The 25,415-nt window shown below is 41.7% G+C and carries 23 protein-coding genes, 1 tRNA gene and 1 other RNA gene; 17 read left to right on the top strand and 8 right to left on the bottom strand.

The window, feature by feature from the left end; translation table 11 throughout:
• The first annotated feature begins 5 nt into the window (after positions 1 to 5).
• Entirely contained in the window at positions 6 to 1,469 is a 1,464-nt protein-coding gene (locus tag J7K40_08985) for an SAM-dependent DNA methyltransferase (protein ID MCD6162530.1), read from the top strand.
• Positions 1,470 to 1,540: 71 nt separating this feature from the next.
• Positions 1,541 to 2,008, top strand: coding sequence for a hypothetical protein (locus J7K40_08980; protein ID MCD6162529.1), 468 nt, complete (start codon positions 1,541 to 1,543; stop codon positions 2,006 to 2,008).
• A 423-nt stretch (positions 2,009 to 2,431) separates the two neighbouring features.
• Here J7K40_08980 and J7K40_08975 read toward each other — a convergent pair.
• Positions 2,432 to 2,503: transfer RNA gene (locus J7K40_08975), tRNA-Gly, on the bottom strand.
• Positions 2,504 to 2,847: 344 nt separating this feature from the next.
• Here J7K40_08975 and J7K40_08970 point away from each other — a divergent pair.
• The 15 genes from J7K40_08970 to J7K40_08900 all read left to right on the top strand — a co-directional run bounded on the left by J7K40_08970 (position 2,848) and on the right by J7K40_08900 (position 17,630).
• Entirely contained in the window at positions 2,848 to 2,988 is a 141-nt protein-coding gene (locus tag J7K40_08970; protein ID MCD6162528.1) for a hypothetical protein, read from the top strand.
• Positions 2,989 to 2,998: 10 nt separating this feature from the next.
• On the top strand, positions 2,999 to 4,156 hold the full coding sequence (locus J7K40_08965; protein ID MCD6162527.1) for a hypothetical protein: 1,158 nt from the start codon (positions 2,999 to 3,001) through the stop codon (positions 4,154 to 4,156).
• Between the two features lie 278 nt (positions 4,157 to 4,434).
• Positions 4,435 to 6,267: an ABC transporter ATP-binding protein gene (locus tag J7K40_08960; GenBank protein ID MCD6162526.1), complete on the top strand. Its 1,833-nt coding sequence runs from the start codon at positions 4,435 to 4,437 to the stop codon at positions 6,265 to 6,267.
• Between the two features lie 79 nt (positions 6,268 to 6,346).
• Positions 6,347 to 7,483, top strand: coding sequence for an O-antigen ligase family protein (locus tag J7K40_08955; GenBank protein ID MCD6162525.1), 1,137 nt, complete (start codon positions 6,347 to 6,349; stop codon positions 7,481 to 7,483).
• A gap of 163 nt (positions 7,484 to 7,646) precedes the next feature.
• Positions 7,647 to 9,815 carry a bifunctional (p)ppGpp synthetase/guanosine-3',5'-bis(diphosphate) 3'-pyrophosphohydrolase gene (locus J7K40_08950; GenBank protein MCD6162524.1) on the top strand — a complete coding sequence of 723 codons (2,169 nt, stop codon included), beginning with the start codon at positions 7,647 to 7,649 and terminating at the stop codon, positions 9,813 to 9,815.
• Positions 9,808 to 10,515: a polyphenol oxidase family protein gene (locus tag J7K40_08945; protein MCD6162523.1), complete on the top strand. Its 708-nt coding sequence runs from the start codon at positions 9,808 to 9,810 to the stop codon at positions 10,513 to 10,515. The genes J7K40_08950 and J7K40_08945 overlap by 8 nt, the downstream gene beginning before the upstream one ends.
• Positions 10,516 to 11,130 (top strand): hypothetical protein, encoded by a 615-nt coding sequence (locus tag J7K40_08940; GenBank protein MCD6162522.1) that lies wholly within the window; start codon positions 10,516 to 10,518, stop codon positions 11,128 to 11,130. It begins immediately after the preceding gene.
• Between the two features lie 24 nt (positions 11,131 to 11,154).
• A complete protein-coding gene (locus J7K40_08935) occupies positions 11,155 to 11,751 on the top strand; it encodes a hypothetical protein (protein MCD6162521.1) in 597 nt (198 codons plus the stop codon).
• Positions 11,752 to 11,753: 2 nt separating this feature from the next.
• A complete protein-coding gene (locus J7K40_08930; GenBank protein MCD6162520.1) occupies positions 11,754 to 12,542 on the top strand; it encodes an undecaprenyl-diphosphate phosphatase in 789 nt (262 codons plus the stop codon).
• Positions 12,539 to 13,540 carry a glycosyltransferase family 9 protein gene (locus tag J7K40_08925; GenBank protein ID MCD6162519.1) on the top strand — a complete coding sequence of 334 codons (1,002 nt, stop codon included), beginning with the start codon at positions 12,539 to 12,541 and terminating at the stop codon, positions 13,538 to 13,540. Before J7K40_08930 ends, J7K40_08925 begins: the two co-directional genes overlap by 4 nt.
• A complete protein-coding gene (gene amrS / locus J7K40_08920) occupies positions 13,521 to 14,507 on the top strand; it encodes an AmmeMemoRadiSam system radical SAM enzyme (GenBank protein ID MCD6162518.1) in 987 nt (328 codons plus the stop codon). Before J7K40_08925 ends, amrS begins: the two co-directional genes overlap by 20 nt.
• 23 nt (positions 14,508 to 14,530) lie before the next feature.
• The gene (locus J7K40_08915) at positions 14,531 to 15,727 is read left to right on the top strand and encodes a pyridoxal phosphate-dependent aminotransferase (GenBank protein ID MCD6162517.1); all 1,197 of its coding nucleotides are present in this window, start codon (positions 14,531 to 14,533) and stop codon (positions 15,725 to 15,727) included.
• On the top strand, positions 15,724 to 16,680 hold the full coding sequence (locus J7K40_08910) for an ROK family protein (GenBank protein MCD6162516.1): 957 nt from the start codon (positions 15,724 to 15,726) through the stop codon (positions 16,678 to 16,680). Before J7K40_08915 ends, J7K40_08910 begins: the two co-directional genes overlap by 4 nt.
• A 4-nt stretch (positions 16,681 to 16,684) precedes the next feature.
• On the top strand, positions 16,685 to 16,924 hold the full coding sequence (locus tag J7K40_08905) for a hypothetical protein (protein MCD6162515.1): 240 nt from the start codon (positions 16,685 to 16,687) through the stop codon (positions 16,922 to 16,924).
• A gap of 160 nt (positions 16,925 to 17,084) precedes the next feature.
• On the top strand, positions 17,085 to 17,630 hold the full coding sequence (locus J7K40_08900; GenBank protein MCD6162514.1) for a hypothetical protein: 546 nt from the start codon (positions 17,085 to 17,087) through the stop codon (positions 17,628 to 17,630).
• Positions 17,631 to 17,737: 107 nt separating this feature from the next.
• Here the strand turns inward: J7K40_08900 and J7K40_08895 are convergent, their stop codons facing one another.
• The 7 genes from J7K40_08895 to J7K40_08865 form a co-directional block, all read right to left on the bottom strand.
• A complete protein-coding gene (locus J7K40_08895) occupies positions 17,738 to 18,790 on the bottom strand; it encodes a 4Fe-4S binding protein (protein MCD6162513.1) in 1,053 nt (350 codons plus the stop codon).
• A gap of 31 nt (positions 18,791 to 18,821) precedes the next feature.
• Positions 18,822 to 19,151: a DUF3795 domain-containing protein gene (locus J7K40_08890; protein MCD6162512.1), complete on the bottom strand. Its 330-nt coding sequence runs from the start codon at positions 19,149 to 19,151 to the stop codon at positions 18,822 to 18,824.
• A 189-nt stretch (positions 19,152 to 19,340) separates the two neighbouring features.
• Entirely contained in the window at positions 19,341 to 21,008 is a 1,668-nt protein-coding gene (locus tag J7K40_08885) for a methylmalonyl-CoA mutase family protein (protein MCD6162511.1), read from the bottom strand.
• Positions 21,005 to 21,949: a methylmalonyl Co-A mutase-associated GTPase MeaB gene (gene meaB / locus J7K40_08880; GenBank protein ID MCD6162510.1), complete on the bottom strand. Its 945-nt coding sequence runs from the start codon at positions 21,947 to 21,949 to the stop codon at positions 21,005 to 21,007. Before meaB ends, J7K40_08885 begins: the two co-directional genes overlap by 4 nt.
• Positions 21,950 to 22,242: 293 nt before the next feature.
• Entirely contained in the window at positions 22,243 to 23,949 is a 1,707-nt protein-coding gene (gene recJ / locus J7K40_08875) for a single-stranded-DNA-specific exonuclease RecJ (protein MCD6162509.1), read from the bottom strand.
• A gap of 24 nt (positions 23,950 to 23,973) precedes the next feature.
• Positions 23,974 to 24,336: RNase P RNA component class A (rnpB, locus tag J7K40_08870), an RNA gene on the bottom strand.
• A 17-nt stretch (positions 24,337 to 24,353) separates the two neighbouring features.
• The gene (locus tag J7K40_08865) at positions 24,354 to 24,941 is read right to left on the bottom strand and encodes a LemA family protein (protein MCD6162508.1); all 588 of its coding nucleotides are present in this window, start codon (positions 24,939 to 24,941) and stop codon (positions 24,354 to 24,356) included.
• Positions 24,942 to 25,415: the final 474 nt, after the last annotated feature.

Genomic DNA, 25,415 nt, shown 5'->3' with positions numbered 1-25,415 from the left:
TATTAATGTCAAAAGACTCATCAAATATCGTTCAGAAGCTTTGGAACTATTGCCAAGTATTGCGCGATGATGGTTTAGGCTACGGTGATTATGTTGAGCAACTAACCTACCTGCTCTTTTTAAAAATGGCTGATGAGCAAACCAAAAAGCCATATAATAAGAAATCAAATATTCCTAAAAAATATAATTGGCAAAGCCTGCAAAAATTAGATGGTGATAAATTGGAAACTCACTACCGCCGCTTACTGGAAGCTCTTGCTAAAGAATCCGGTATGCTGGGCGCTATATTCAGAAAATCCCAGAATAAGATTCAAGACCCCGCCAAGCTTAAAAGACTTATAATGCTTATAAATGAAGAAGACTGGTTCGGTTTAACTACTGATGTTAAGGGCGAACTATATGAGGGGCTATTAGAGAAAAATGCTCAGGATATAAAAAGCGGCGCCGGCCAGTATTTTACTCCAAGACCATTAATAAAGGCAATGGTTGCGGTAATGAAACCCAAACCTGGCCAGACAATCCATGACCCCGCCTGCGGTACCGGCGGTTTCCTTCTGGCAGTTTATGAATACTTAACCAGTTCCAGCAACTATAAACTTGATAAAAAGCAATTGACGTTTTTAAGAAATAAGGCCTTAAGCGGTAGTGATATTGTCGATGGAGTTGTTCGGCTTTGCTTAATGAATTTATACCTTCATGGCATTGGCGGAAACGGCGTTCCTATTGAAACCGATGATTCGCTTTTGTCTAAACCAGCTATTGAATATGATATGGTCTTAACTAATCCGCCCTTTGGCAAAAAAAGCAGTATTACCATTACTAACCACAATGGCAAAGCTAATAAACAATCTCTGACCTACGAGCGTGAAGATTTCTGGGCAACAACCTCGAATAAACAGCTTAATTTCCTTCAGCATGTGAAATCTATCCTTGATATAAAGGGCAAAGCGGCAATAGTTGTGCCCGATAATGTTCTATTTGAAGGCGGCGCAGGTGAAACTGTAAGAAAGAAAATGCTGGCGGCTTTTGATGTGCATACTTTGCTGCGTTTGCCTACCGGTCTGTTTTATGCGCAGGGTGTAAAAGCCAACGTATTGTTTTTCGATAAAAAACCAGCCAGCGAAAAGCCCTGGACAGAAAAGCTCTGGATTTATGATTTAAGAACCAATAAGCATTTTACATTGAAAACAAGCCCCCTAAGCTATGAGGATTTACAGGATTTCATTAAATGTTATAATGCTGATAATCGTCATGATAGAAAAGAAACCGACAGGTTTAAATCTTTCACTTATGATGAGCTTATCAAGCGCGACAAAGTAAGCCTTGATATATTCTGGCTAAAAGATGAAAGCCTTGAGGACACCGACAACCTACCCGAACCGAAAGTCATAGCTCAGGAAATAACCGAAAACCTTAAAGCCGCCTTAGAGCAGTTTTCAAGTATCTATGAGGATTTAGCAGAGAAATGAAATTTTAGAGATAATATAAAATGCTTTCATGCAATTAGTAACCCAGCCTATTACTAAACGAAAGGAATTTCATGGCATACGATAAAACAATAATTGATATTCACAGGCAGATTGATGAATACTCTTGTATTCCATCTTCTGTGGAAATGATTTTAAAACTATTAGGAAAAATGCAGATCAATGATTATCAATTGCAAAATGAATGGCGTAATAATAAAAAAGGGAGTTTTAATAGTTTTAACGGGAGAACTTTACAAGGATTAAAATTCGACTTAAAGTTTAGTAATCCAAGAAATTCTGATTTTCCGATTGATTCGCTATTTGAAACTATAGATAACGAATTAGATTCAGGCGGAATGGTCATTGTATCGCTACAGCAAGGATCAAATTGGCATATGTATATAATACATGAAAAAGCTAATGGCGAATACAAAGCCTTTTCAAAATCATTAATAAAAACAATCGAAATAGAAGACGTTAGAGCTACGATAGAAAGAATGCAAGGAACTGATATACTTATTTATAGACCTATTAATTAGTTAATTCTTATCATTGATCTTAAATTTTATAGCAAGAATACAAGCTCTTATTTCTAATACTCTAACTGATCTTGGTTATCGTCCCCCTATGTGGTGTCTGGCATTATTAGCTTGAAGTAAAAACACATGAAGTCAAACTTTACTAAAAACCAACTGAGTCCTTTCAGAACGCACCGTAGGCAGTTCAAATGAGCTTTTAAAAGCAAGTTTCAGCAAAACAATTGTGCTTTTTCAATAATAATCATCTTTGACTAAGCAGAGATTTCATAATCATTTTAAAATATCTGATTAAAATCAAAGTAATTCACATTTAAGCTTGCATAATTTTGAGTCGATTGTATATTGTAGATATGCTAACTGAGCATCAGCCTTACCTGTTTTTGACTTTAGCGCCGTTCTGTAAGTTGTTATTATACAACCCACAGCGGGTGATGGGGGTCGAACCCACGACGTCCAGCTTGGGAAGCTGACATTCTACCGCTGAATTACACCCGCATACAAAACTAAGATACGTTATTTATTATAGTTATGTCAATATTAAAAACACAACCCTATCCCCTCTTCTCAAGAGGGGAATAATTGCAATACGCCACTAAGCGCGGCGGTATATATCACCAAAACACTAAGATATTATTTTGTTAATAGTATGGCAGTGCTTTCCAGACACAAATTGTTGATTAACTTGCGAAAGTCTGCTAAACAAAGTCATAAGCAAAACTTTTCATATCTGAAATATCCATTTAAGTTAACATCTTTCATGACGATACACTTATATAGGAATATGAGATAACGATGATTATAACAATTATTGAAAAATTGTCATTGTTGGTGATAATCCCTTGATAATTAAAGGTAAAAAAGCATTCGGAGAATATTATTGCGATGTTGTCATAAATGATATGGATATACTAAAACCATTCGCCTCCGAGCAAAATATTAATATTTCAAACCATAGCAAGGTAGTATTTCTTGTTTATTGAGAGGTGTTGAATGAAGTATGCGGGTCTTGTATTAATTCTGATATTGATTATATCCTTTTATGCTTTCGGTGAATATCTGGATATTAAAATAACCGGCAAGGGTACTATCCAAAAGGCGGATACTATCGGGGCGCGCAGCGAGGCTTTCGATAATGCAATAAAAAATGCTGTTGCCAAGGGTGTTAAAGATTATGTGTCTGATCAAGCTTTAAATAAAAATTCTAAGCTGATTGAAAGGGAAATACTATCCAAAGCAAGCGGGTATATCAAAAATATAGAAGTTGTCGATGAGGGATTAAATAAATATAAATTAGATACGTATGAGGTTACCGCTTCAGTTTCAATAGATGAGAGTAAATTTCAGAAAAATCTAATTGACCTCGGTCTCATAAAACGAGATGATATTATGCCGAAAGTGCTGATATTTATTCAGGAAAAAAATATCGATGATGTTTACTGGCATTTCCAGCGAAAAATCCCAAATCAAACTGAGATTACCATAGGTAAATTGATGGGTGCAAATAGATTCAGGTTCACAGATCAATCAATCTTAATACAGAATATGACTCCGGACGAGGAAAGAGCTTTTTATATCGATGATAAAAAAACAATGATTGAAATAGCCAATAAATATAGTACGGATATGATTATCACCGGTAAGGCAATATCGAGGACTGCTAATAATAGCGAGGAGAATATATCTATACAGGCATCGGTGAATCTTAAGGCAATTCAAACAACTGACGGCAAGCAAATCGCCAGTAGTTCAGGAAACGTTGAATTAATATATTCGGATGCTCTTGCCGGCGGCAATATGGCAATTGCTAAAGCCGCTGAGGAAGCCGCCCTAAAGCTAATCCCGCACTTGAATTTGTCCAAGCATGAACCTAAGGAAGCTTTTCAAAATATAACTCTTCTTGTCAACGGTTTAAAATCAATCGAAGACTTAGTTCAGTTTCACAGAGAATTTGAAAAGGGAATTGATGGAATAAAATCTATTGAGCGGCGAACATACTCCGGCAATACAGCCGCTTATGATATTGTTTCAATTAAAAATGGCAGCATTTTAGCCGATGAAATATCTGTTAAAGGATTACAAACATTCAAGGTCGAAGTTCGGTCAAAATCCCCGAATTTTCTTGAGCTAAACCTTAAAGTAAAACGATAGATGTAAATGAAGCATCAGTTTACACTTCAGGAAATGTTTTAAATCCTTATTATTTTAATCATTGCGGGTCCGGCAACTGCCGGATGCCGCCTACTGCGACGCCAACTACAAAATATTCCTGTTAACATGGAATTTTAACTTTATCATAATATTTAAGGGAACTCCCGACGTTTTTCAATTGACATTATATTGCCATACGATTTACATTAGAATATGAATTAGCGGACTTTAAATCATTAGCAAAATGTAGTTCGCTTTAAGTATTAGGAGAATAATTAATGAAGCTTTATTGGCGTTTATTGAGATATCTTAAACCACATCTGCCCTTTTTTATACCGGCGTTTATATTTATGTTCCTGTTTTCATTATCGGGCGGCATATCGCTTACTACAATAGTGCCAATAACCCAGCTTATTTTCGAATCAACCGATGATTATTTTGATAATATCACCGATGATTACAAACCTACCTTGGGGGAACTGCGGAATTTCGATAAAAAAGCAGTGCTGACAATAATCGGCGGCAAAACCCGTGAGGATAAATTAGCCAGAGTATGTTTCTTGCTGGCATTTGTCTTTCTGGTAAAAAACTTTTTCTGGTATTGCCAGAGCTTTCTGATAGTCCGTTCCGAACAGGGTGTTATTAGAGATATTCGCAATGATCTTTACCGCAAATATCATTCGCTGCCGTTGTCGTATTTTCATGGGGTTAAATCCGGCGAACTGATTTCGCGCATCTCCAATGATGTTTTACTGGTTAGAGGCGCAGTTGGGGATGGTCTTTCCAAGCTCGGGAAAAACGCTTTCAATTTCCTTTTCTTTTTAGCTTTGGCTCTTTTGGCCTCATGGAGAATGGCATTAGCAAGTCTTCTTATTTTACCGCCGGCTGTCCTGCTTATTAGCCTTCTAAGCAGAAGGCTGAGGGTGAATTCGGCGATAACCCAGCAAAAGATGGCTTCGATTACAGCAGTCCTTCAGGAAACAGTTTCGGGCATAAGAGTGGTTAAGGCGTTCGGGATGGAGAAATTTGAGTTGGCTAAGTTCATGAAATTTGCCAATCATTATTTCAGAACCATGGTCAAACTTACCCGAATTGGTTCGCTTAGCGTGCCATTGACCGAAATTCTGGGCGTTACCGCCGGCGCCCTGATATTATGGTATGGCGGCAAGCAGATATTAGCCGGTGGCGGCTTGACAACCAGCACTTTTATACTGTTTTTACTGGCGGTTTTTTCCATGATGGATCCTGTTAAGAAGTTGAGCCAGGTCAACATTGATATTCAACAGGGTTTAGCCGCGGCACGGCGGATATTCGAGGTTATAGACACACCCGAATTAATAACTGAAAAAACAAATGCTATTAATCATCCCGGTTTGAAGCATTCGATTAAATACGAAAATGTTTATTATGATTACGGAGTTGGGGATTTTGCCTTAAATAATATCAACATAGAACTAAAAAAAGGCGAGATATTGGCATTGGTGGGACCATCAGGAGGCGGCAAGTCCACATTAGTTGACCTTCTGCCGCGGTTCTATGATATAAAGGGCGGAAAAATCGCAATTGATGATATTGATATTCGCGATATTACTATCGATTCATTAAGGTCAATGATGGGGATTGTTACTCAGGAGATAATCCTGTTTAATGATACGGTTGCGAATAATATCGCCTACGGACAAAATGATACCTCAATAGCAAGGATAAAGGAAGTTGCCAGGGCGGCTTTTGCGGATGATTTTATTGAACAATTGCCGGAGGGCTACAACACAATTATAGGCGACCGAGGAGTAAAGCTTTCCGGCGGACAGAGACAGCGGCTGTCAATTGCCAGAGCATTGTTTAAAGACCCGCCCATCCTCATTTTCGATGAAGCCACCTCATCGTTAGATACCGAATCCGAACTATTAATACAGAAAGCTATTGATAACCTTCTGGCGGGCAGAACCGTTATAGTGGTAGCTCATCGTCTTTCCACGATTCGCAATGCCGATAAGATATTAGTCATTGATAAGGGTAAAATTATCGAGAGAGGCGCTCATACCAGCCTGATAGAAAACAATGGATTATATAAGAGGCTTTATGATATGCAGTTTTCTATAATAGAATGATTGCATCAACAGCGTTCTTGTTATATAAATAAGCATGCAAATAAAAATAACAGCGTTCGGGTTATAATGGAGAATACAGATGGAAAAAATCAACCCATACTTAAATAATATCGCCTATTACATGTTGTTGATATTTGCTTTTGCTCTAATGATATCCAACGCCTTAGCGGCAACTTTAATTACCTTAATCCTGTTAATATGGATAGCTCAAACAGTGGCTTATCGCCGCTTGGAATGGCTTGACTACCCGCTGTTCTGGCCAATAGCAGCTCTGATTGCATATAAAACCATAGTGCTTTTGGTTTCCGGTTATGAGGGTAAATTTGGAGCGGCTTTCGAGCAGTTATCTTTTCCATTGATATATTTTATCGTGCCGACGATTGTAGTTACAATAGAAAGACGCAGCAAGGTTGTCTGGCTGTTTATTACCGGAGCAGTTCTTGTTTCGGGAATTGGCATCATACGCTATTTGCTGGACATAACCGGCAGAGCGTCTTCTATCATCTCGGGAGTAAATACCTTATCGTTTTTCCTGACTATTACGCTGGGATTTACGCTTTCATATTTTATTCATTTAAAGAAATTTGCTGAAAAATTATTCTATGGATTGGTATCAGTTCCCATATTTGCCTGTGTTGTCTTAACAATGACCAGATCTGTTTATATAGTGGTTGCCATTTATATCTTTTTGCTGGGGATTTTCAAGGACAGAAAACTGCTGGTGCCAATAATTCTGCTAATTCCAATTGTCTATTCATTTATGCCCGGAACGCTTGATAAAATTCAGGAGAGGCTTGATTTCTCGAATAAAAAGCAGTTCTATTCTTACCGTGATGTTCTTTTTGAGCATAGTATGGCAAAAATCGATGATGTCGGATTTTTCGGATACGGCATAAACAGCTTCCCCAGAGTCGTTGATCTTGAATCTGAACCGAGACTTCCCAAATCAATGCCATCCTGGCATAATATGTATATTGAATATCTTTTTGATGGCGGCCCTTTTGCTCTTCTGATATTGCTCTGGATACTAATTAATCAAACTCGTTATTCGTTTGCACGATACAAGAAAGCTAAAAACGATGAGCAAAAAGTATTTCAACTTGGGATACTGCTGCTTTTAATCTGCATGGTAATAGTAGGATTATTAGACAACCCGCTAAGCGACCAAATTGTATCAATGTATTTTTGGACGCTTTTAGGGATGTCGGTACTTTAACCGATTTTGAAATGAAGGTATCACCTTGTCAATAAATTTCCGAAACATATTAATATAACAAATTGTTAAATTTAGTAAATAGAGCACTTTGTTATTTTAAATAAATGAACATTGAGATTTGAGCAAAACGAACATTTAACAATATAAGGGTATTAGCGGAAAAATGGCTGTAAAAACAAAAATGAATCTGGCTCAGTTTATTATCTATATAGAAGCATTTAACGCCAATATCGACATCCCGTTGATACGTAAAGCCTACGAGTTTTCCGACAAGGCTCATGACGGTCAGTTTCGTGAATCAGGAGACCATTACATCGAGCATTGTCTTGAGACCGCCTTTATCTTAGCTGAACAGCATATGGATTCAACAACCATAGCCGCCGGCTTAATACATGATGTTGTTGAGGATACGCCGACAACGATAGAACAAGTCGAGAAGGAATTCGGACCGGAAATAGCGCATTTAGTTAAAGGTTTGACAAAACTTTACGGATTAAAATATAAATCCACAACCGCCAAACAGGTCGAGTATTTTCGCAAAATGCTTTTATCGATGTCTGAGGACATCAGGGTGATAATAATCAAACTTGCTGACCGACTTCATAATATGCGAACAATTGCCCCTTTGTCAGATTATAAAAAAGAGCGTGTAGCCTTGGAAACAAAAGAAATCTACGCGCCGCTGGCTCATCGGCTTGGCATGGGCAAAATCAAATACGAGCTTGAAGACCTCTCTTTCAAGGTTCTGTATCCTGATGAATATACTTCTTTAGAGCATAAAGTAAAACAAAGCCAGGAGGAAAGAGAGCAGTATATTAACGAGGTTGTTAGCCCACTTCGTAAAGCTATTGAAAAAGACAATATAGCTGCTGAAATATCAGGCAGAGCCAAACATCTATATTCGATATGGCGTAAAATGAAAAATCGCCAGGTGGGATTCAGGCAAATCTATGATTTATTCGCTATCAGGGCGATTGTCGAAACAGAGCAGGATTGCTACCATACCTTGGGAATAGTTCACACCCTATGGAAACCGGTGGCTGAACGTTTTGATGATTATATCGGCAACCCAAAATCTAATATGTATCAGTCGCTTCATACAACTGTTGTTGGCCCCCGCGGCAAGATGGTCGAGATTCAAATCCGTACCCAAAGCATGCATTACCGAGCCGAAAACGGAATCGCCGCTCATTGGCTGTATAAGGAAGGAAAACGCACTTATGATGAATCGGATAAGCGGCTAACATGGGTGCGTGAATTACTCGAATGGCAAAAGGAACTAACCGACCCCGATGAGTTTTTAGAATACTTCAAAATTGATTTATTCAAAGATGATATTTTCGTTTATACGCCAATCGGGGAGTTGATTCATTTGCAGAAAGAAGCGACGCCTCTTGATTATGCATTTGCAATACATACTGATGTCGGTTTTCATTGCACCGGCGCTAAGGTCAACGGCAAACTGGTTCCTTTAATTACGTCCCTGCATTCCGGCGATGAGGTGGAAATAATTACCTCATCCCATCAGCATCCCTCGGTTGATTGGTTAAATATAGTTAAGACACCAAAGGCTAAATCAAAGATTAAAAACTGGCTGCAGCAGCAGGGCTACCAGCAGGCGGTTTCTCTTGGCTGGGAAATGTTTGAAAGAGAGCTTAAACGAGAGCGAATGAAAACACCCTCCGATCAGCAATTATTAGAGGCAGCTAACGAGAAAGGTTTTTCGGATATCGACCTGATGATGGCGCGTCTAAGCGCAGGCGCGATTTCGCTTAAGTCTATACTTAACCTTATAGAGCCGGAAAAGCCGGAAAAAGACATATCGTTTTTTGAAAAACTTAAAGAAAGAACGCGCCGTCAGCCGAAAGGTATAAGCATAAAAGGAGCCGATAATTTAATGTTCCGTTTTGCCAAATGCTGTCAACCGCTTCCCGGCGAAAATATCATCGGTTTTATTACTCGGGGACGAGGGATTACAGTTCACAGCAGCAATTGTCCTAATGCTGCTGCTATCACCGATACTGACAGAAAAATCGAAGTGCTGTGGGATGTCGAAAAAGGTCAGAATTTCCTTATCCAGCTTGAAGCGCTGGTTTATGACAGGAAAAACCTGCTTAGGGAGATAACGGATACTATTGCCGAGACTGATATTAATGTTCGGGGTGCAGAGATTAAGGCTGAGGGTAATATAGCTGACAGCAAACCGACTATGGGTTATTTTTTATTAGAGGTTTCAAACCTGGCAAAGTTAAGAATGGCAATGAGTAAGATTAAAAAGATTACCGGCGTGATTTCTGTCCACAGAACACGGAGTACAGCGCGGGATGAATGACAATTTTTGCCCCAAAGTTTCGCCTGAAGGAATCCATTATCTTGACCTGTCAGGTTTTATGACCATACCTTGCGGAACGATTACAAGAAACGAAAGTTTTTCATTAGCCGAATTGCAAAATTTTATTTTGAAAATTGTCCAATCAGATAATACCGCCAGTCAAAAATATATGCGTTTGATACAACTTAATCAAAAACATACTAATATTATAATTAAGGCTGACAGCAATCATGATAAACCTGCCGATGGTGTTTATAGCGATTCGAGGGATGATATTCTCATCATAAAGACGGCGGATTGTTTTCCTGTATTTCTTTATGATGGCAGAACTTGCGGGCTTATTCATGTCGGCTGGCGGGGAGCGTTTGCCGGAATAATCGGCAATTTTTTAGAGCAAGCTGGCAATTTTAATCCGACTAAGGCAAAAGCGGCAATCGGACCGGGAATCGAGTCTTGCTGTTTTGAAGTATCGCCGGAAGTTGCCCTGCTTTTCGACAGTAAATATCGCCATCAAAAAAAAGATTGTTTCTTTATCGATTTAAGAGGATTTATTATTGACGAACTAACTAAAATTGGGGTAAAATGTGTTGTTAGTTGTGAGGCCTGTACAGCATGCAAACCGAACTGGTTTTATTCTTACAGGCGGGAAGGAAAGAAAGATAAACAAATGTTAAGTTATATTTGCTCAGGAGGAAAGTAAATGAAAAAGTTTGTATTTGCCCTATCATTAGTTGTCTGCTTGAATTTGCCGGCTTATGCTCTGCTTGGACTTGGTTTTGGATTGCATGGGGGAATGACTAACGGGTACAGCTATGATGAGATTGATAATTGTTTAGGTGAGATAGCTGATTCGCTCGGCATAAATGAAGAACTCACGTTTGACGAAGAGCTTACCTCGATAGGCGCTCATGTAAAGATTGGCACATTACCGCTGCCTGTCGATTTCTGGCTTTTCGCCGATTATGCCTGGGGTAAGAAAGAGATTAACGACCAGGTTGATTTCAAACTTCATGATTTATCGGTTGGTTTGAGTTTGAAAAAGTCCTTTGATGTTATGCCGATTGTGAAACCTTATGTAGGCGCAGGCGCAGCTATGCATGCCATGGCTTACGAGTTTGATACGGAATTGACGCAATCTTTCCCAATACCTGATAATCAATCAAAAATAGGTTATCATTTCCTTGGCGGAGTAGAGGTAAATGTACCAATGTTTCCTTTTGTACCTTATGCCGAGGGACGGTATAATATTATTGCAACAGACGAGAAGTCGACTAAGTTTTTACTGCTGGAAGCGGGAATATCGCTGACTTTTTAATAGTGTTTTAGGAAAGGAACAATAGTGAAGAAAATCATCTTATTGTCGGCTATAGTTATACTATTATTTAGTTCAATGGCGGTAGGACAGTTCACGGCAGAAGTTAGCCCTGCGGAAACTGTCTTTCAGGGGAGAAAGCAGGGACTGGCTTATTTGGGCATTTATGATAATGTTTCAAGCCTTGTGGGTGGTTTTCGTTGTGGCATAGGCGGCTATACGGATGCCTCCATAAGATTCGGTTTGCTTGATTATAAAAGATTTGATAACGGTTTCATGTTTGGCGGCGACCTCAGATACCAGTTGATGGAACTGCGGATTAACGACCCTGTCGATTTATCGGTTGGCGGTTTATTCGAGTATTCCCGCGTTTCCAGCAGCAACAGCTACTCTTTGGGCGGCTTGGTTGTTGGCTCGCGCAATATAGGCATAACCGATGATATGGATCTCTGGCCATTTGCGCGACTAATCCTTCGCTGGGATAAATATCCGGGAGACAGCAAATTTAACCTTGGCTTTAATCCCGGTGTCAGCCTTGAATTAAGCGAACGCACTTTGGTAACCGGCGAATTTCAGTTTGATGATTCCTTTGGCTTTATAATGGCGATTGTTTTTGGTCTTTGAGATTGGATTTAATTACTGCCATAATACTTGGAGCCATTCAGGGAGCGACTGAATTCCTGCCGGTATCAAGTTCGGGACATTTGGTTTTAGCTGAAAAAATACTTGGCGGCACGGCATCAGCAGGCTTGATATTTGAGGTTATTGTGCATTTTGCCACGATGGTTTCGGTGTTGATATATTTCAGAAATAAAATCGGCAAATTATTGATTAGCTTATTGCCTCCATACACAGAGGATAAACTGCCGTCATTAAAGCTGGCGGTTATAATCGTAATAGGGACAATTCCCGCGGTGATTATCGGTTTGGCGTTTGAGGATTATATCGAAATTGCATTCGGGTCGGCAACAATGGTTTCGGTTATGCTGATAGCTACAGCCTGTCTGCTTCTTTCAACAAGGCTGGTCAAACCCGGCAAGAAACAGGTTGGCTTCAAGTCGGGATTAATAATCGGCATAGCGCAAGCGGCGGCAATCATGCCCGGCATCTCAAGATCGGGTACAACTATTACCGCCGGCTTACATTTAAAAATCGCTCCTGCAGAGGCGGCTGAATTCTCGTTTTTGCTGTCTTTACCGGCAGTGTTTGGCGCCGGAGTTTTAAAATCGTTTAGCCTGATGTCATCACCGCTTGAGAGCGCGCAGCTGGGAGCATATGCGGCTGGCGCAGCAGCAGCTTTTGTAATCGGCTATTTATCCATCGCCTGGCTTATGAGCCTGATAAAAAAAGGACAGTTTTTCTACTTTGGTTTATATTGCCTTTTAATAGGCGTATCAGGATTGGTTTTTCTATGAAAATGAAAAAAGTATTAATAATCCGCTTCAGTTCTATGGGAGATGTTATCTTAGCCTTGCCTGTGGCTTCATCGATTAAGCAGAATGACAAGTCTGTGATTGTCGATTTTTTAACCAAGCAAGAATATGCCTCCATGTTCGACCAGTTTCCGGCAGTTGATACGGCTTTTGCCTATGATGGGAATATGCGTTTCTTGCTAAAAGAATTGAAAAAGCAAAAATATGATACCGTGATAGACCTTCAAAAAAATCCCCGCAGTATAATATTTACCGCCGGTATAAACCCGAAGAACGTGGTAAGCTATCCCAAGCGTCGGCTAAAAAGAGAGCTGATTATCAGACGTCCCAAAATGAAGCTCAATATCGGGCACACTGTGGATGCTTATTTAGCGGCTCTAAAGCGGCTGAAAGTAAAGCCGATAGAGCGTCGTCCTTATGTTGAACTTCAACCGGAAATCGTCAAATTCGGCGAGGACTTTATAAAAAATACCGGTCTAAAGGGAAAAATAGTCGGTTTATGCCCCGGCTCAAAGCATTACGAGAAGCAGTGGCTTAAATATCAGGAACTTGCGGAATTGTTGTTAGCCGACAGTGATAAGGGTATCATTGTGTTCAGCGGTCCTTTTGATGATTTTGACCCTAATTTGAATATCTCATCCGACCAGTTAGCGGCCGCTTATAAAATGGATATTGACCGGATTGCCGGCATTATGTCGATGTGCGATGTCGTTGTATCCAACGATTCGGGGTTGATGCATCTGGCGGTTTCGTTATCGGTGCCGGTAGCGGCGATATTCGGACCGACTCATCCATCGCTTGGCTTCTCCCCTCTTGGCGAAAACGACAGCATAATCTGCGATAATGTCGAATGTTCGCCATGCAGTCTTCACGGCCAGAAAAAATGCCGCATGCCGCAAAAATACTGTTTCGATAATATCACACCTCAGCGTGTCAAAAATGAAGTCGATAAAATTCTATATGACGCAAATACAAGCTAAATATTATGAAAAAATGCCGGACAAGCGGGTCAGATGTCATCTGTGCCCGGTAGAGTGCAGTATCAAGCCCGGCAAATTTGGAATCTGCAAACAGCGCAAAAATATCGATGGAGAACTGATTGCCGATGGGTATGGACAGTTAGTCTCTTTGGCGATTGATCCAATCGAGAAAAAACCTTTGTATCATTTTCATCCGGGGAAACCTATTTTATCAACCGGACCTAACGGCTGCAACCTCAAATGCCCGTTTTGTCAGAACTGGACTATATCTCAAAAGAAAGTCCCGACTGAGTACGTCTCACCCGAGCAATTAACAGCAATGGCTGATAAAAGAGGTTCAATCGGAATAGCGTTTACTTATACCGAACCATTAGTCTGGTATGAATATATTTATGACTGTGCCCTGCTGCTAAAAGAAAAAGGCTTGAAAGTGGTTCTCGTTAGCAACGGCTATATCAATGAAGAACCGGCGCGCGAGTTGTTTAAATATGTCGATGCCATGAATATCGATTTGAAATCGGCATCACGGGAATATTACGAGAAAGTAATCCACGGCAATCGTGATGATGTATTGCGAACGATAAAGATTGCTTGCGAAATGAATATCTCGGTTGAAATAACTAATCTGCTTATACCCGGCGAAAATGACAGCGAGGCTGATGTAAAAGCCTTAGTCGATTTAGCGGCTGATATTAATCCATTAATGCCTTTACATATCTCGCGCTATTTCCCGAATTATAAATATGAACTGCCGCCGACTGAAATACCATCGCTTCAAAAAGCCGTTGAAATCGCCCGGTCTAAGCTTGCCTTTGTATATCCGGGAAATTATATTGACAACTCGAATACATTATGCCCCGACTGCGGGCATCTGTGGATAGAAAGAAACGGCTACAGTGTCCGCCTTTCCGAGGGAAGGTTTGAAAAATGCCCGAATTGCGGACGTAAAGTTGATATAGTCTGGTAAAAGTATAAAAAGAAGAGGTTATTATGACGAAAATAGATATATCGCAGCGGGGAAAAATATTGCCGGCATCGCCAATCAGGAAATTAATACCCTATGCCGATAAAGCTAAAAAACGCGGTATTCATGTTTATCATCTCAATATAGGTCAGCCTGATATTGAAACCCCCGTCGAATTTTGGCAGGCGATAAAAAATTACTCCAACAAGGTGCTTGCCTACGGCAATTCGCAGGGGATGGCTGATTATCTCGATAAGCTATCCGCCTATTATAAGCGATGCGGACTGGCTATAAACGCCGATGAAATCATAGTAACGACAGGCGGTTCCGAGGCTATTATTTTTGCCATGACAATTATCAGCAATCCCGGGGATGAGATTATCGTATTCGAGCCTTTTTATACTAATTACAACGGTTTCGCTATTCAGGCGGGCATCAAGCTTGTGCCGATAACGACAACTGCCGAAAGCGGTTTCCATTTGCCATCGCCGGATGTTATCGAGAAGCATATCACCAATAAAACACGCGGCATTATGTACTGCAACCCCAATAATCCTACCGGCACTTTATACAGCGCCGAAGAAATCAATAGCTTGAAGAACCTGATAATTAAGCATAACCTGTTTTTATTAGCGGATGAGGTTTACCGCGAATATATCTATGAGGGCAAACATATAAGCGTAATGTCGCTGGAGGGCATTGAGGACAGAGCGATTATGCTCGACTCAATTAGCAAAAGGTTTTCAGCCTGCGGCGCGCGTGTTGGCAACCTGACAACAAAAAACAGCGATGTTTATACAGCCGCGCTTTATCTTGGGCAGGCACGGCTTTGCTCGCCGACACTGGAGCAAATTGGCGCTGCCGCCGCTTACGAGCTTGGCGATGAGTATTTCAATAAGATGATTGGCGAATATCGCCGCCGCCGCGATACAGTCTATGATGGGCTTATGAAAATCGAGGGCACGGTGTGTATTAAACCAAGCGGTGCTTTCTATATCATGGCAAAACTGCCGATTGACAGCGCCGAGAAATTCTCAGTGTTTATGCTTGATGAATTTGATGACAACGGCAAAACGGTTATGGTTGCTCCCGGTCCCGGTTTCTATGCCTCCTCCGGAAAAGGCGAAAGCGAATGCCGGATTGCCTATGTTCTCAATACGGATGACCTTAAGGATGCCATGGATGTTTTAAAACGCGGCGTAGAGGCGTACAATTCGAGATGAAAGTCAGGCTTGGCATAGACCTTGGCGGAACCTTCATCAAAGCCGGCATAGTTAGCGAACATTATAAAGTTCTGTACAATTTTAAAGTACCCTCCGGCGCAGAATCCGGCAATCAGGTTGTAATTTATAATCTCAAAAGAATCTGCAATGATCTTTTAATGATATGCAATAATGAAGGCTATAAGGTTCTATCGATAGGAATAGGCAGTCCGGGGACAATAAGCCAACCTAACGGCAAGGTTACTGACGCCTCACCCAATATTAAAAACTGGCAGGGAACAATCCTAACTAAAGTTTTCAGTGATTATAATATCCCTGTTTATGCCGACAATGATGCTAATTCTGTTGCTTTAGCAGAGTATTTAATTGGCTATAAATGCCGATATAAAGATATGGTGTTTGTTACTATCGGCACCGGCATAGGCGGCGGTTTGATTATCGATGGCAGTCTTTACAGAGGCTCAAGCTATACCGCGGCTGAGATAGGCCATATAGTGATAAAACATAACGGCAGGCTTTGCGGATGCGGCAGGCGTGGTTGTTTGGAGGCTTATGCCAGCGTGCCTAATATGATGAAGCGGTTCAGGTATTGGTCTAAGAAGCATGGCGGCAAGGCTTTGCAAAAAGTAAGCCCGGCCGAAATGTATGGACTATTTAAAAAAGGAGATAAAGCGGCAAAATATACAATTGAGGAAAACGCCGATTATTTAGGCGCCGGTTTAGGTTCGTTAGTAAATGTGTTGAATCCGCAGGCTATTGTTATCGGCGGCGGGTTTGCGGATGCCGGTCGGGAGTATATCAGCCTGATACAGGAAGCTATCAAGAGAAATGCTTTCAAGGCCGCTGTTTCAAATCTCAAAGTACTCAAAGCCAGGCTGAGCAACAATGCCGGTTTTATCGGCGCCTCGCTTCTGTCATTCGTAGATGATAATGGAAAGATTATTGCAAAATAAAAATATGCGCAGCAGAAAAGGCTTAATCGTTGACTTGAAAGCTGGTTTAAATCCAAGGCGTCGGGTTGTTCGCCATAGGCGGCCTTATATCGGTGTTGTTTTTAAATGCTGTAATGTTTACAGTCGTATATATTTAAGTAAAAACAAAACATCTTTTGTCGGTTGGTGTCCGAAATGCGGCGGTAAAATGGTTGTGGAGATTTCTCCTCATGGATCAAAGTCAAAATTTTTTGTTGCGGATTGATAATTATGTTGATTTTTGTGGTGCTTAGTTTTTACATTACAACTGTGGAAAATAGATGATGCTGTTCTGACATAATTTCTGAATATGGTCTTCTTGAAAATGAAAAGTCAGATCGAATGTAATCATTGAATATTGCCGATAAGAAGCGGAGAATACTGGCATGCACGAAAAGTTATATGTTGTACCTTTAGATGAGGGCACTCGCAGATTTACCGAATGGCTGTCGAATGAACTTTGCCGAAGGTTTTATTTAAGACCTCAATCAGGCATAGTCTCTCGTTTGCCAGAGGAGGCATATAACAGGAAACAGAATCAATATTATGCCGTTCCTATTCTAAGCAAGCTTGAACTGCTTAAAGGTTCGGAGTTCGAGATGATTCTGGCAATGACCGAGGAAGACCTTTTTATCCCAAACAAAAACTTCGTTATGGGGCAAGCTAATGATGTCAGTCGAACGGCTATAATAAGCACTCATAGGATTAAACCCGAATTGCACGGGCTTCCGGAGGATGAAAACCTTCTAAGATCCCGCCTGCTAAACATCGCCGCCCATGAGGTTGGTCATATGTTGGGTTTGAAAGACTGCAAAAATCTTGATTGCCAGATGAGTATAGCTGAAACGCTGTCCGAGCTTGACAACCGCCCGGAAACTTTCTGCTCTGAGTGTATTTTAAATTTAACATTGCCTACCAAAGTTAAAATTTAAGCCGATTGTGTTTACAACAATGTAAGGCGTATCCATCTCAGGTGGATGCCTCTATGAAATTACTTTGGTTTCCAAATGATTATTGTCTAACAATAAAACTGCTTTTGTTACCGCATCCCTCTACTGCGCAAACGCTCTTGCTCCCAGACCGCATAATCCGCCGGCGGCTCGATGATTTCATCGGCTGGTTTTAGCTGAAGTTTTGCAGCGTTATCGGGACAGCCGGTAACGCATAAACCGCAGCCGATGCAGCCATCTTTTTCGACAACTGAGATGCCATCCTGTTCGATGATAGCGTTTACCTGACAACGCTCAATACAGGTGCCGCAGCCTGTGCATTCATCCGGGTCTATTACTGCAAAATAGTTCGCATGCGCCACCGATTCCTTGATGCCGTATTCGGTTATCCCTCGGAGTATTCCGCAGCAGCAGCCGCAGCAATTGCAGATATATCCTAAACCCTCTTTGACATTGCTTACCGTATGCACCAAACCGACATCTTCGGCTTGGTCGAGAATCGCCAGCGCTTGTTCCTTTGTGATATCGCCCGGTTTGGGCGGTCTTTCTTTATAGGATAGCATCAGGCAATTGTGAAGAGGATATTCGCAGCGTTTGCCGACATGAGCCTGCTGAGCGCGGCAGATACAATCGCGAACGCTAAAAGCTTTGGTATTCTCAATTATCGCCCGAACATCGTCATAGGGAAGTATCCATTCGGATTTAGCTAAGCTTGTTGAGGGCACAACCCGATGAAGCGCCGGATTGTATTTCATGATGCCCTCTGCCCCGCCTTCCAGCATATACATATCGAAAAGGTGCGCGAACTCGTGATCCATATTCTCAAGGTGCTCCTCGAATATTCCAACTATGAAGGGCGCAAGACGAAAATACATCTTGCCATCATGTTTATTAGGCCAAACCAAGCCGCGTTTAGCCATTCGCAAAAGCTTGCTTCTTGCCTCTTTCGGCAATAGCCCGATACGTTCGGCGATGTTATCGACCAGCTCCATCTCGCCCGTTAGCTGGCAGGCGATTGAGGCTTCCTCCGGCGTGAAGATTTTCTTCAGTATCTGTATTTCGACTCCGGATTTAGTGCGCGGGAAACCGTTGGGCAGACGGTCGAGGGCGTCGGCTAAATCGTTGTATGCGTTATCGGGCATGATGACGCTCCTTTTGTTGGCTTATTGTCAATTATCCCCGCAATGCCTCAAGAGCATCGCGCGCCTGAGGAGCAAGCTTAAAGAACGCTTCCAATTTTTCGCAGGCGTATTCATCGCAGTGAGCACAATTATCCACTTTCTTTTCGATGCCGCATTTGCGAATTTCGCACATATCGGAACAGTAAAAAAAATGTTGTCCATCAGAGCAGCATCCATCGCAATTGATTTGTTCGGGCTTGATATCGTGATTGAAAAGCACCGACCATTCTTTTGCCACCTCAGCGCGCTTGTTATCATCATTCGCCTGCTTAGCGAGATATGCGCCACACTTAGCACAATCCAATCCGCAGTAAGCAATCATTTTAGCCATTGTTTCACCTTTGCTTTCTTAATAAACGTTTTCGCAGCAATTAATATTAAAATAAACCTTCAATGATGAATGTTTATATTAACTTCATTGCATATTCTGCCCTCAGGATGTCATTCGCTTAGGCTCATTTCCATACTGATGGATAATCTGTGCAGTCAGAAGTTGCTTCTGACTTCTTGGTTATATCATCGGCGGCTCTATGTATTCGCCGTAAACCTCCTTCAAGGTCTCAGTAATCTCGCCCTCTGTCGTGTAGCATCGGATACATTCCAGCAAGGTCGGCATGTGGTTTTCTTTCGCCTCAGCTGCTTTTTTCAAATCGGCTAAACAGCGTTTAACTTTGTCGTTGTCGCGGCTGGCTTTGACCTCGTTGAGATTCTTCAACTGCTCTTTGGCAACATTTTCATCAATGGTTAACAATGGTATTTCAATCTTCTCGTCCTGCTCGATAAAGTCATTCACACCGACAATGATTCGTTCTTTCTTTTCAATCTCAAGCTGGTAGCGATAGGCACTTATGGCAATCTCCTTCTGAAAATATCCATCCTCGATACATTTGAGCACGCCGCCGCGTTTTTCGATTTCATCGAAATAAGCCTCCGCCTCTTCTTCCATCTCATTGGTTAGCTTTTCGATAAAATAGCTGCCCGCTAACGGGTCAATAACATTAGCGACACCGGTTTCATGAGCGATAATTTGCTGAGTTCGCAGGGCAATCTTGACCGCTTTCTCGGAGGGCAAAGCCAGCGTTTCATCCATCGAGTTGGTGTGAAGCGATTGAGTGCCGCCCAGTACACCTGCCAATCCCTCATAGGCTGTTCTGATAATATTGTTTTCCGGCTGCTGCGCGGTAAGGCTGCAGCCGGCTGTTTGAGTATGAAATCTCATCAGCCATGAACGCGGGTTTTTGGCGCCGTACTTTTCTTTCATGTGACGCGCCCATATCCGTCGGGCGGCGCGATACTTGGCAATTTCCTCGAAAAAGTCGGTGTGCGAGTTGAAGAAATGCGACAGCCTCGGCGCAAATTCGTCAACATCCAAACCGGCGGCAATAGCTGATTCGACATAGCAGAAACCATCGGCAAGAGTAAACGCCAACTCCTGAGCGGCGGTTGCGCCCGCCTCGCGAATATGATAACCGGAAATAGAAATCGTATTCCACTTGGGAACATGCTCGGCACAGTAAGCCATCATGTCGGTTATCAGCCTTATTGACGGCTCCGGCGGATATATCCATTCCTTTTGAGCGATATATTCTTTCAGGATATCATTCTGCAGAGTGCCGGTCAATTTATTCGAGGGCACGCCCTGCTTCTCAGCCAAAACTATATACATAGCCAGAAGGATAGTCGAGGGGCAATTTATTGTCATGGAGGTGGAGATTTTGTCAAGCGATATGCCATCGAAAATTATTTCCATATCTTTCAATGTATCGACTGCCACGCCGCAAACTCCGATTTCACCCATCGAACGAGGTGAATCGGAATCATACCCCATCAGGGTCGGCAAATCGAATGCCACCGATAAGCCGGTCTGTCCCCTCTCCAGAAGATAGTGGTAGCGCTCGTTTGTCTGTCGGGGTGTCCCGAATCCGGAGAACTGACGCATAGTCCAGACCTTGGCGCGATACATCGAGGCATGCACGCCGCGAGTGTATGGATACTGCCCCGGGTAGCTAATGTCGCGGTCGAAATCGATATCGTCAATATCGCCGGGGTCATATAACGGCTTAACTTCTTTCGAGGAGACTGTCATAAATTTCTTGTCCTTGGAAATTTTTGACTTAGCGAATTCCTCATCCCACTTAGCGCGGCCGATTAGTTTTGCATTCTTAGCTTTTTCAGTCATGTTTTATCCTTATTCAAACTTTTAATTATTTCCATAGTTATCTCATAGGGATTGCTTTTCCCATTAATTACTTTATCAATATAATTATTTAAAACATCCGGCGAAAGCAGATGTTCCGAAAGATAGTTTTTCAATTCCATATCGAGGATTCTTTTTAAATCGCATTTTATTTTGCGGCGGCGATAAATTTCTGTGTTCTCCGCTAATGTCAGAAATTCGCGATGTCTGGCGATTGTCTGCTTCAACTCATCGATACCAACATCTTTTAGAGCCTGAGTTGATATTACCGGATAATCCCAATCGGATTTAGTCCTTTTCAGCTCAAGCATCATTTTCAATTCTATAGCCATCTGGTCGGCGCCGGGACGGTCTGATTTGTTGATTACAAAAATATCGGCTATCTCCATCAAACCAGCTTTTAATGCCTGTACTGAATCGCCGGATTCGGGAACCAGCACCACGACAGTCGTATCGCATGAATCGACGATGTCAAGCTCGACTTGCCCTACGCCTACTGTCTCGATTAAGACAATATCCTTGCCGAATGCATCCATTGCCATCGCCACATCGCCCGTAGAAACTGCCAAGCCGCCGGATGAGCCGCGTGTTGCCATACTTCTAATGAAAATATCTTTATATGGCGTAAGATTTTGCATTCTGATACGGTCGCCCAACAGAGCGCCGCCGGTGAATGGCGAACTTGGGTCGATAGCGATTATGCCAATCGTGCTCGATACTATATAACTTTTAGCCATCTTATCGACAAGCGTCGACTTGCCTGCGCCGGGCGGACCGGTAAACCCGATACGGTAGGCATGACCGGCTTTGGCATATAGTTTTGGCAGCAACTTCGGCAGCTGTTGTCCCTTGTTTTCGATATGAGTGATAATTTTGGCTAAGGCAAGTTGGTCGCCCTCGAAAAATTTATTTAGAATTGACATAGTTTAGTCCTGTTGTATTTTAATAATTTAATAGGCAGCTTTTTAAAGGCTGCTGCGAGCCTGAAAGACTCGCCTATTAATTATGCTTGTATCATATAAAAATATTGATTTATAAGCAATTAGTTTTTGTTTGGTTCTTATTGATATATTAAGGTGATATTCTATTTTAGCGATTTTGATATGCGATTAGATTCGAGTATTGTGTGCTGTCAGGTTTTCAGACCTGCCAGCCTATCGGATATAGAACAATTTGCAGCCCAATAAATCCAAATTTAATGCAATAACCGGGAATGCTATCCGCTAATCTTAATATCCCTAATTCGCAGCTGAATACTATCGGTGCCGTTCCAATGGTTATACTCGAGGACATAAACAATATCAACCAACATCGGGCGGCCATGCATCTTGCTTAAAAAATCAGCTAAACCAAAACCGATACAGTCGAGTACTTTATTGCCGCCTCTAACCCTGAATTTTAGATGCTTTGAGCCAACCCTGTGCGGAGCGCCCACCACTTCGGCATTATAAGTAACGAACACCGGCCGCATGTTTTGAGGTCCGAAAGGAGCGAATTTTTCGAGGACATCAACCAACTCTTCGTCAATCATATCCAATTCAAGTTCTGAATCTATATGAAGCTTGGGGATAATATCTTCATTGGTAAGCATGCGGGTCGCTACTTGATTTAGCTTTTCGCGGAAAATATCGATATTGGATGGATCGATAGTAAGGCCGGCAGCATATTTATGTCCCCCATAACACAGTAAATATTTATCACATTCTTTGAGAGCATCATAAAGATGGAATCCCGATATTGAACGCGCCGAGCCTTTCCCCTCATTGTTATTGACTGCAATCATCACAGTAGGCCGATTATATCGTTCGACAATGCGTGAAGCAACAATACCAATTACACCCTGATGCCAGCCGGATGCTGCCAGTACTATTGATTTATCCCTATTTAAGTCGACATTATTTTCTAATTGTTCTAATGCTTCGTTAAGCGTTTTCTCATCGATTTCTTTTCGGCGTTTATTTTCGGCGTTAAGCAATCTGGCAATAGCATTAGCCTGGGTTTCATCACGAGTGGCCAGCAGTTTAATCGCTTTCTGAGCATCTCCAAGACGGCCAACCGCGTTTATCCGTGGAGCCAGAATAAACACTACCTGGCCGGTGCCAATTTTTTGCCCCATTATGCCGGCGATAAAAATCAGCGCCTTAAGACCGGGCTTAGTAGTTTTCGCCAGTTGGTCAAGTCCGAATTTGGTCATGATTCGATTTTCATCCACAAGCGGCACAATATCGGCGGAGGTGCCAAGCGCAACTAAATCGAGATGTTGTTCCAATTCTGTTTCATCCTGCTTTAATTGTCTATAAAGAGCCTGGGCAAACTTAAAAGCAACGCCAACTGCCGACATCTCATAACCGGGCAAATCCTTTGAGTCGAGCTTGGGATTGATAATAACCTGAGCTTTGGGAAGTATATCTCCCGGTTCATGATGGTCGGTGATTATGCAGTCAATTCCATTTTCCTTGGCGATTAAAACTTCTTCAATGGCGGTTATGCCGCAATCGACAGAAATAAGCAAGCTAATTTTACGTTTGTACGCCTCTTCCAAACCTTCTTTGGAAATACCATAACCCTCCGACATACGGTTGGGCAGGAAATAGGAAACATCCGCGCCAAGACGATTTAAAACTATAAACAAAAGAGAAGTGCTGGTAATGCCGTCAACATCATAATCGCCGTAGATCATGATTTTCTCATTTCTTTTCAGCGCCAGAATAATCCGTTCAACGCCCTCCTTAATCCCGCTTAGCAAAAATGGATCAAACAATTGACTGATATCGGGATTTAGAAACAGCTTTGCCTTCTCTATATTTAATATGCCGCGGCCTGTCAGAATTTTGGCGGCTATATAATGTATGTTTAATTCGTCAGCTAACTTATTTGATTCTTCAACATGGATTTCATCAGCTACGACCCATTTTAAATCCATTTATATATCAACCTCGTATTTTCAAATTAAGGCAGGTCTGTAAGCCGAGTTCCGTATCCGCCAAATATTCGGCGGATAGCGGTTATCTATCTGGGGTCTCATTCGCATGAAAACTCAAGCAGCCTACCCGGGGATTAAGCGAAGCGAGCAACTTCAATTCCCCTTATTTGGCCTTTCTTTCAAGCGGGGCTTGCCGTGCCTCTGATGTTTCCATCAAAGCGGTGGTCTCTTACACCACCTTTTCACCTTTACCTTTACAGGCAGTTTATTTTCTGTGGCGCTTTCCGTACCCTTTCGGATCCCTCTCGTTATGAGGCGCTCTGCCCTTGAAAGCTCGGACTTTCCTCCCGATGTTTTTAAACATCCGGCAACCGCCCGACCTGCCATTATGTCCAACAGCTATCTTATTTTCCGAAATTTACTTCCGGAACTACTTTTGCCTCCTCTGGTACTTCAAAATATTCTCTCTGCCCAAAATTAAACATCCCGGCTATCATATTAGTTGGGAAAGTTCTAATCGAGCTATTATATTCTTTTACCTGCTCATTATATCGACGTCTGGCGACAGCTATTCGATTTTCCGTTCCCGCCAGTTCATCCATTAATCTATTGAAACTCTCATTGGCTTTAAGCTGAGGATAGTTTTCTACAACCATTAACAGGCGGCCTAAGAACCCGCTTAAATTATTAGCTGCGTTTATCTTATCTGGTATAGTCCCGGCGCCGGCGAGCTTGGCTCGAGCATCGGCAATATGTTCAAACAGCTCTTTTTCATGGCTGGCATATCCTTTGACTGTTTCCACTAAATTAGGAATAAGATCGCTGCGGCGCTGAAGCTGGTTTTCAACATCAGCCCAAGCCCCATTGATTCTTTCGTCCTGTTTAACTAATCTATTGTAAGACACTAATATCGTACCACCGACAAGAAGCACCAAAAAAGCAATGATTGCAAATATCACTAATCCGTATAAACATCCTTTAGATAAAGCCAAATTTCCTCCTATTAAAAGACACTGTGCTCCTTAATCAATTCATATTCATATTTTGAATAATAGTTTTAAATTACAAATTTGTCAAGGTTTTGATATTGGGAGTATGTTGAAATATTTCTTTAGCACAGGGTAATAATAAGCCAACTTATTGGACTAAGCATCTTTAGCTTGATTGGCTATGGATTTCTGGTTTGAAAAATAACTTGAGTATCTGACTCAAGAAGTTCTGGTAATCTTCCAGTTAGGTTTTTAGTGAAATAATAATATCAAATAAACTAATAGCTGTTGTATGAGAACATGTGCTATCCGCTTAATATCCATTGGGCAAAATCTGTTTAGTTTATCTTAATAATCACGCGAACGCCAACTTCATACTTTGCGAATGAAATTCGGGTAATGGCGTTATAAATAAATAAGCTTAAATAAAATAAGAATTTTGTTGACAAATACTTGCATATTAGCTAAATTTAAAAT

This window comes from Candidatus Zixiibacteriota bacterium (genome assembly GCA_021159005.1).
Taxonomy (GTDB): Bacteria; Zixibacteria; MSB-5A5; order UBA10806; family 4484-95; genus JAGGSN01.
This window is presented reverse-complemented; position numbering and strand designations above follow the sequence as displayed.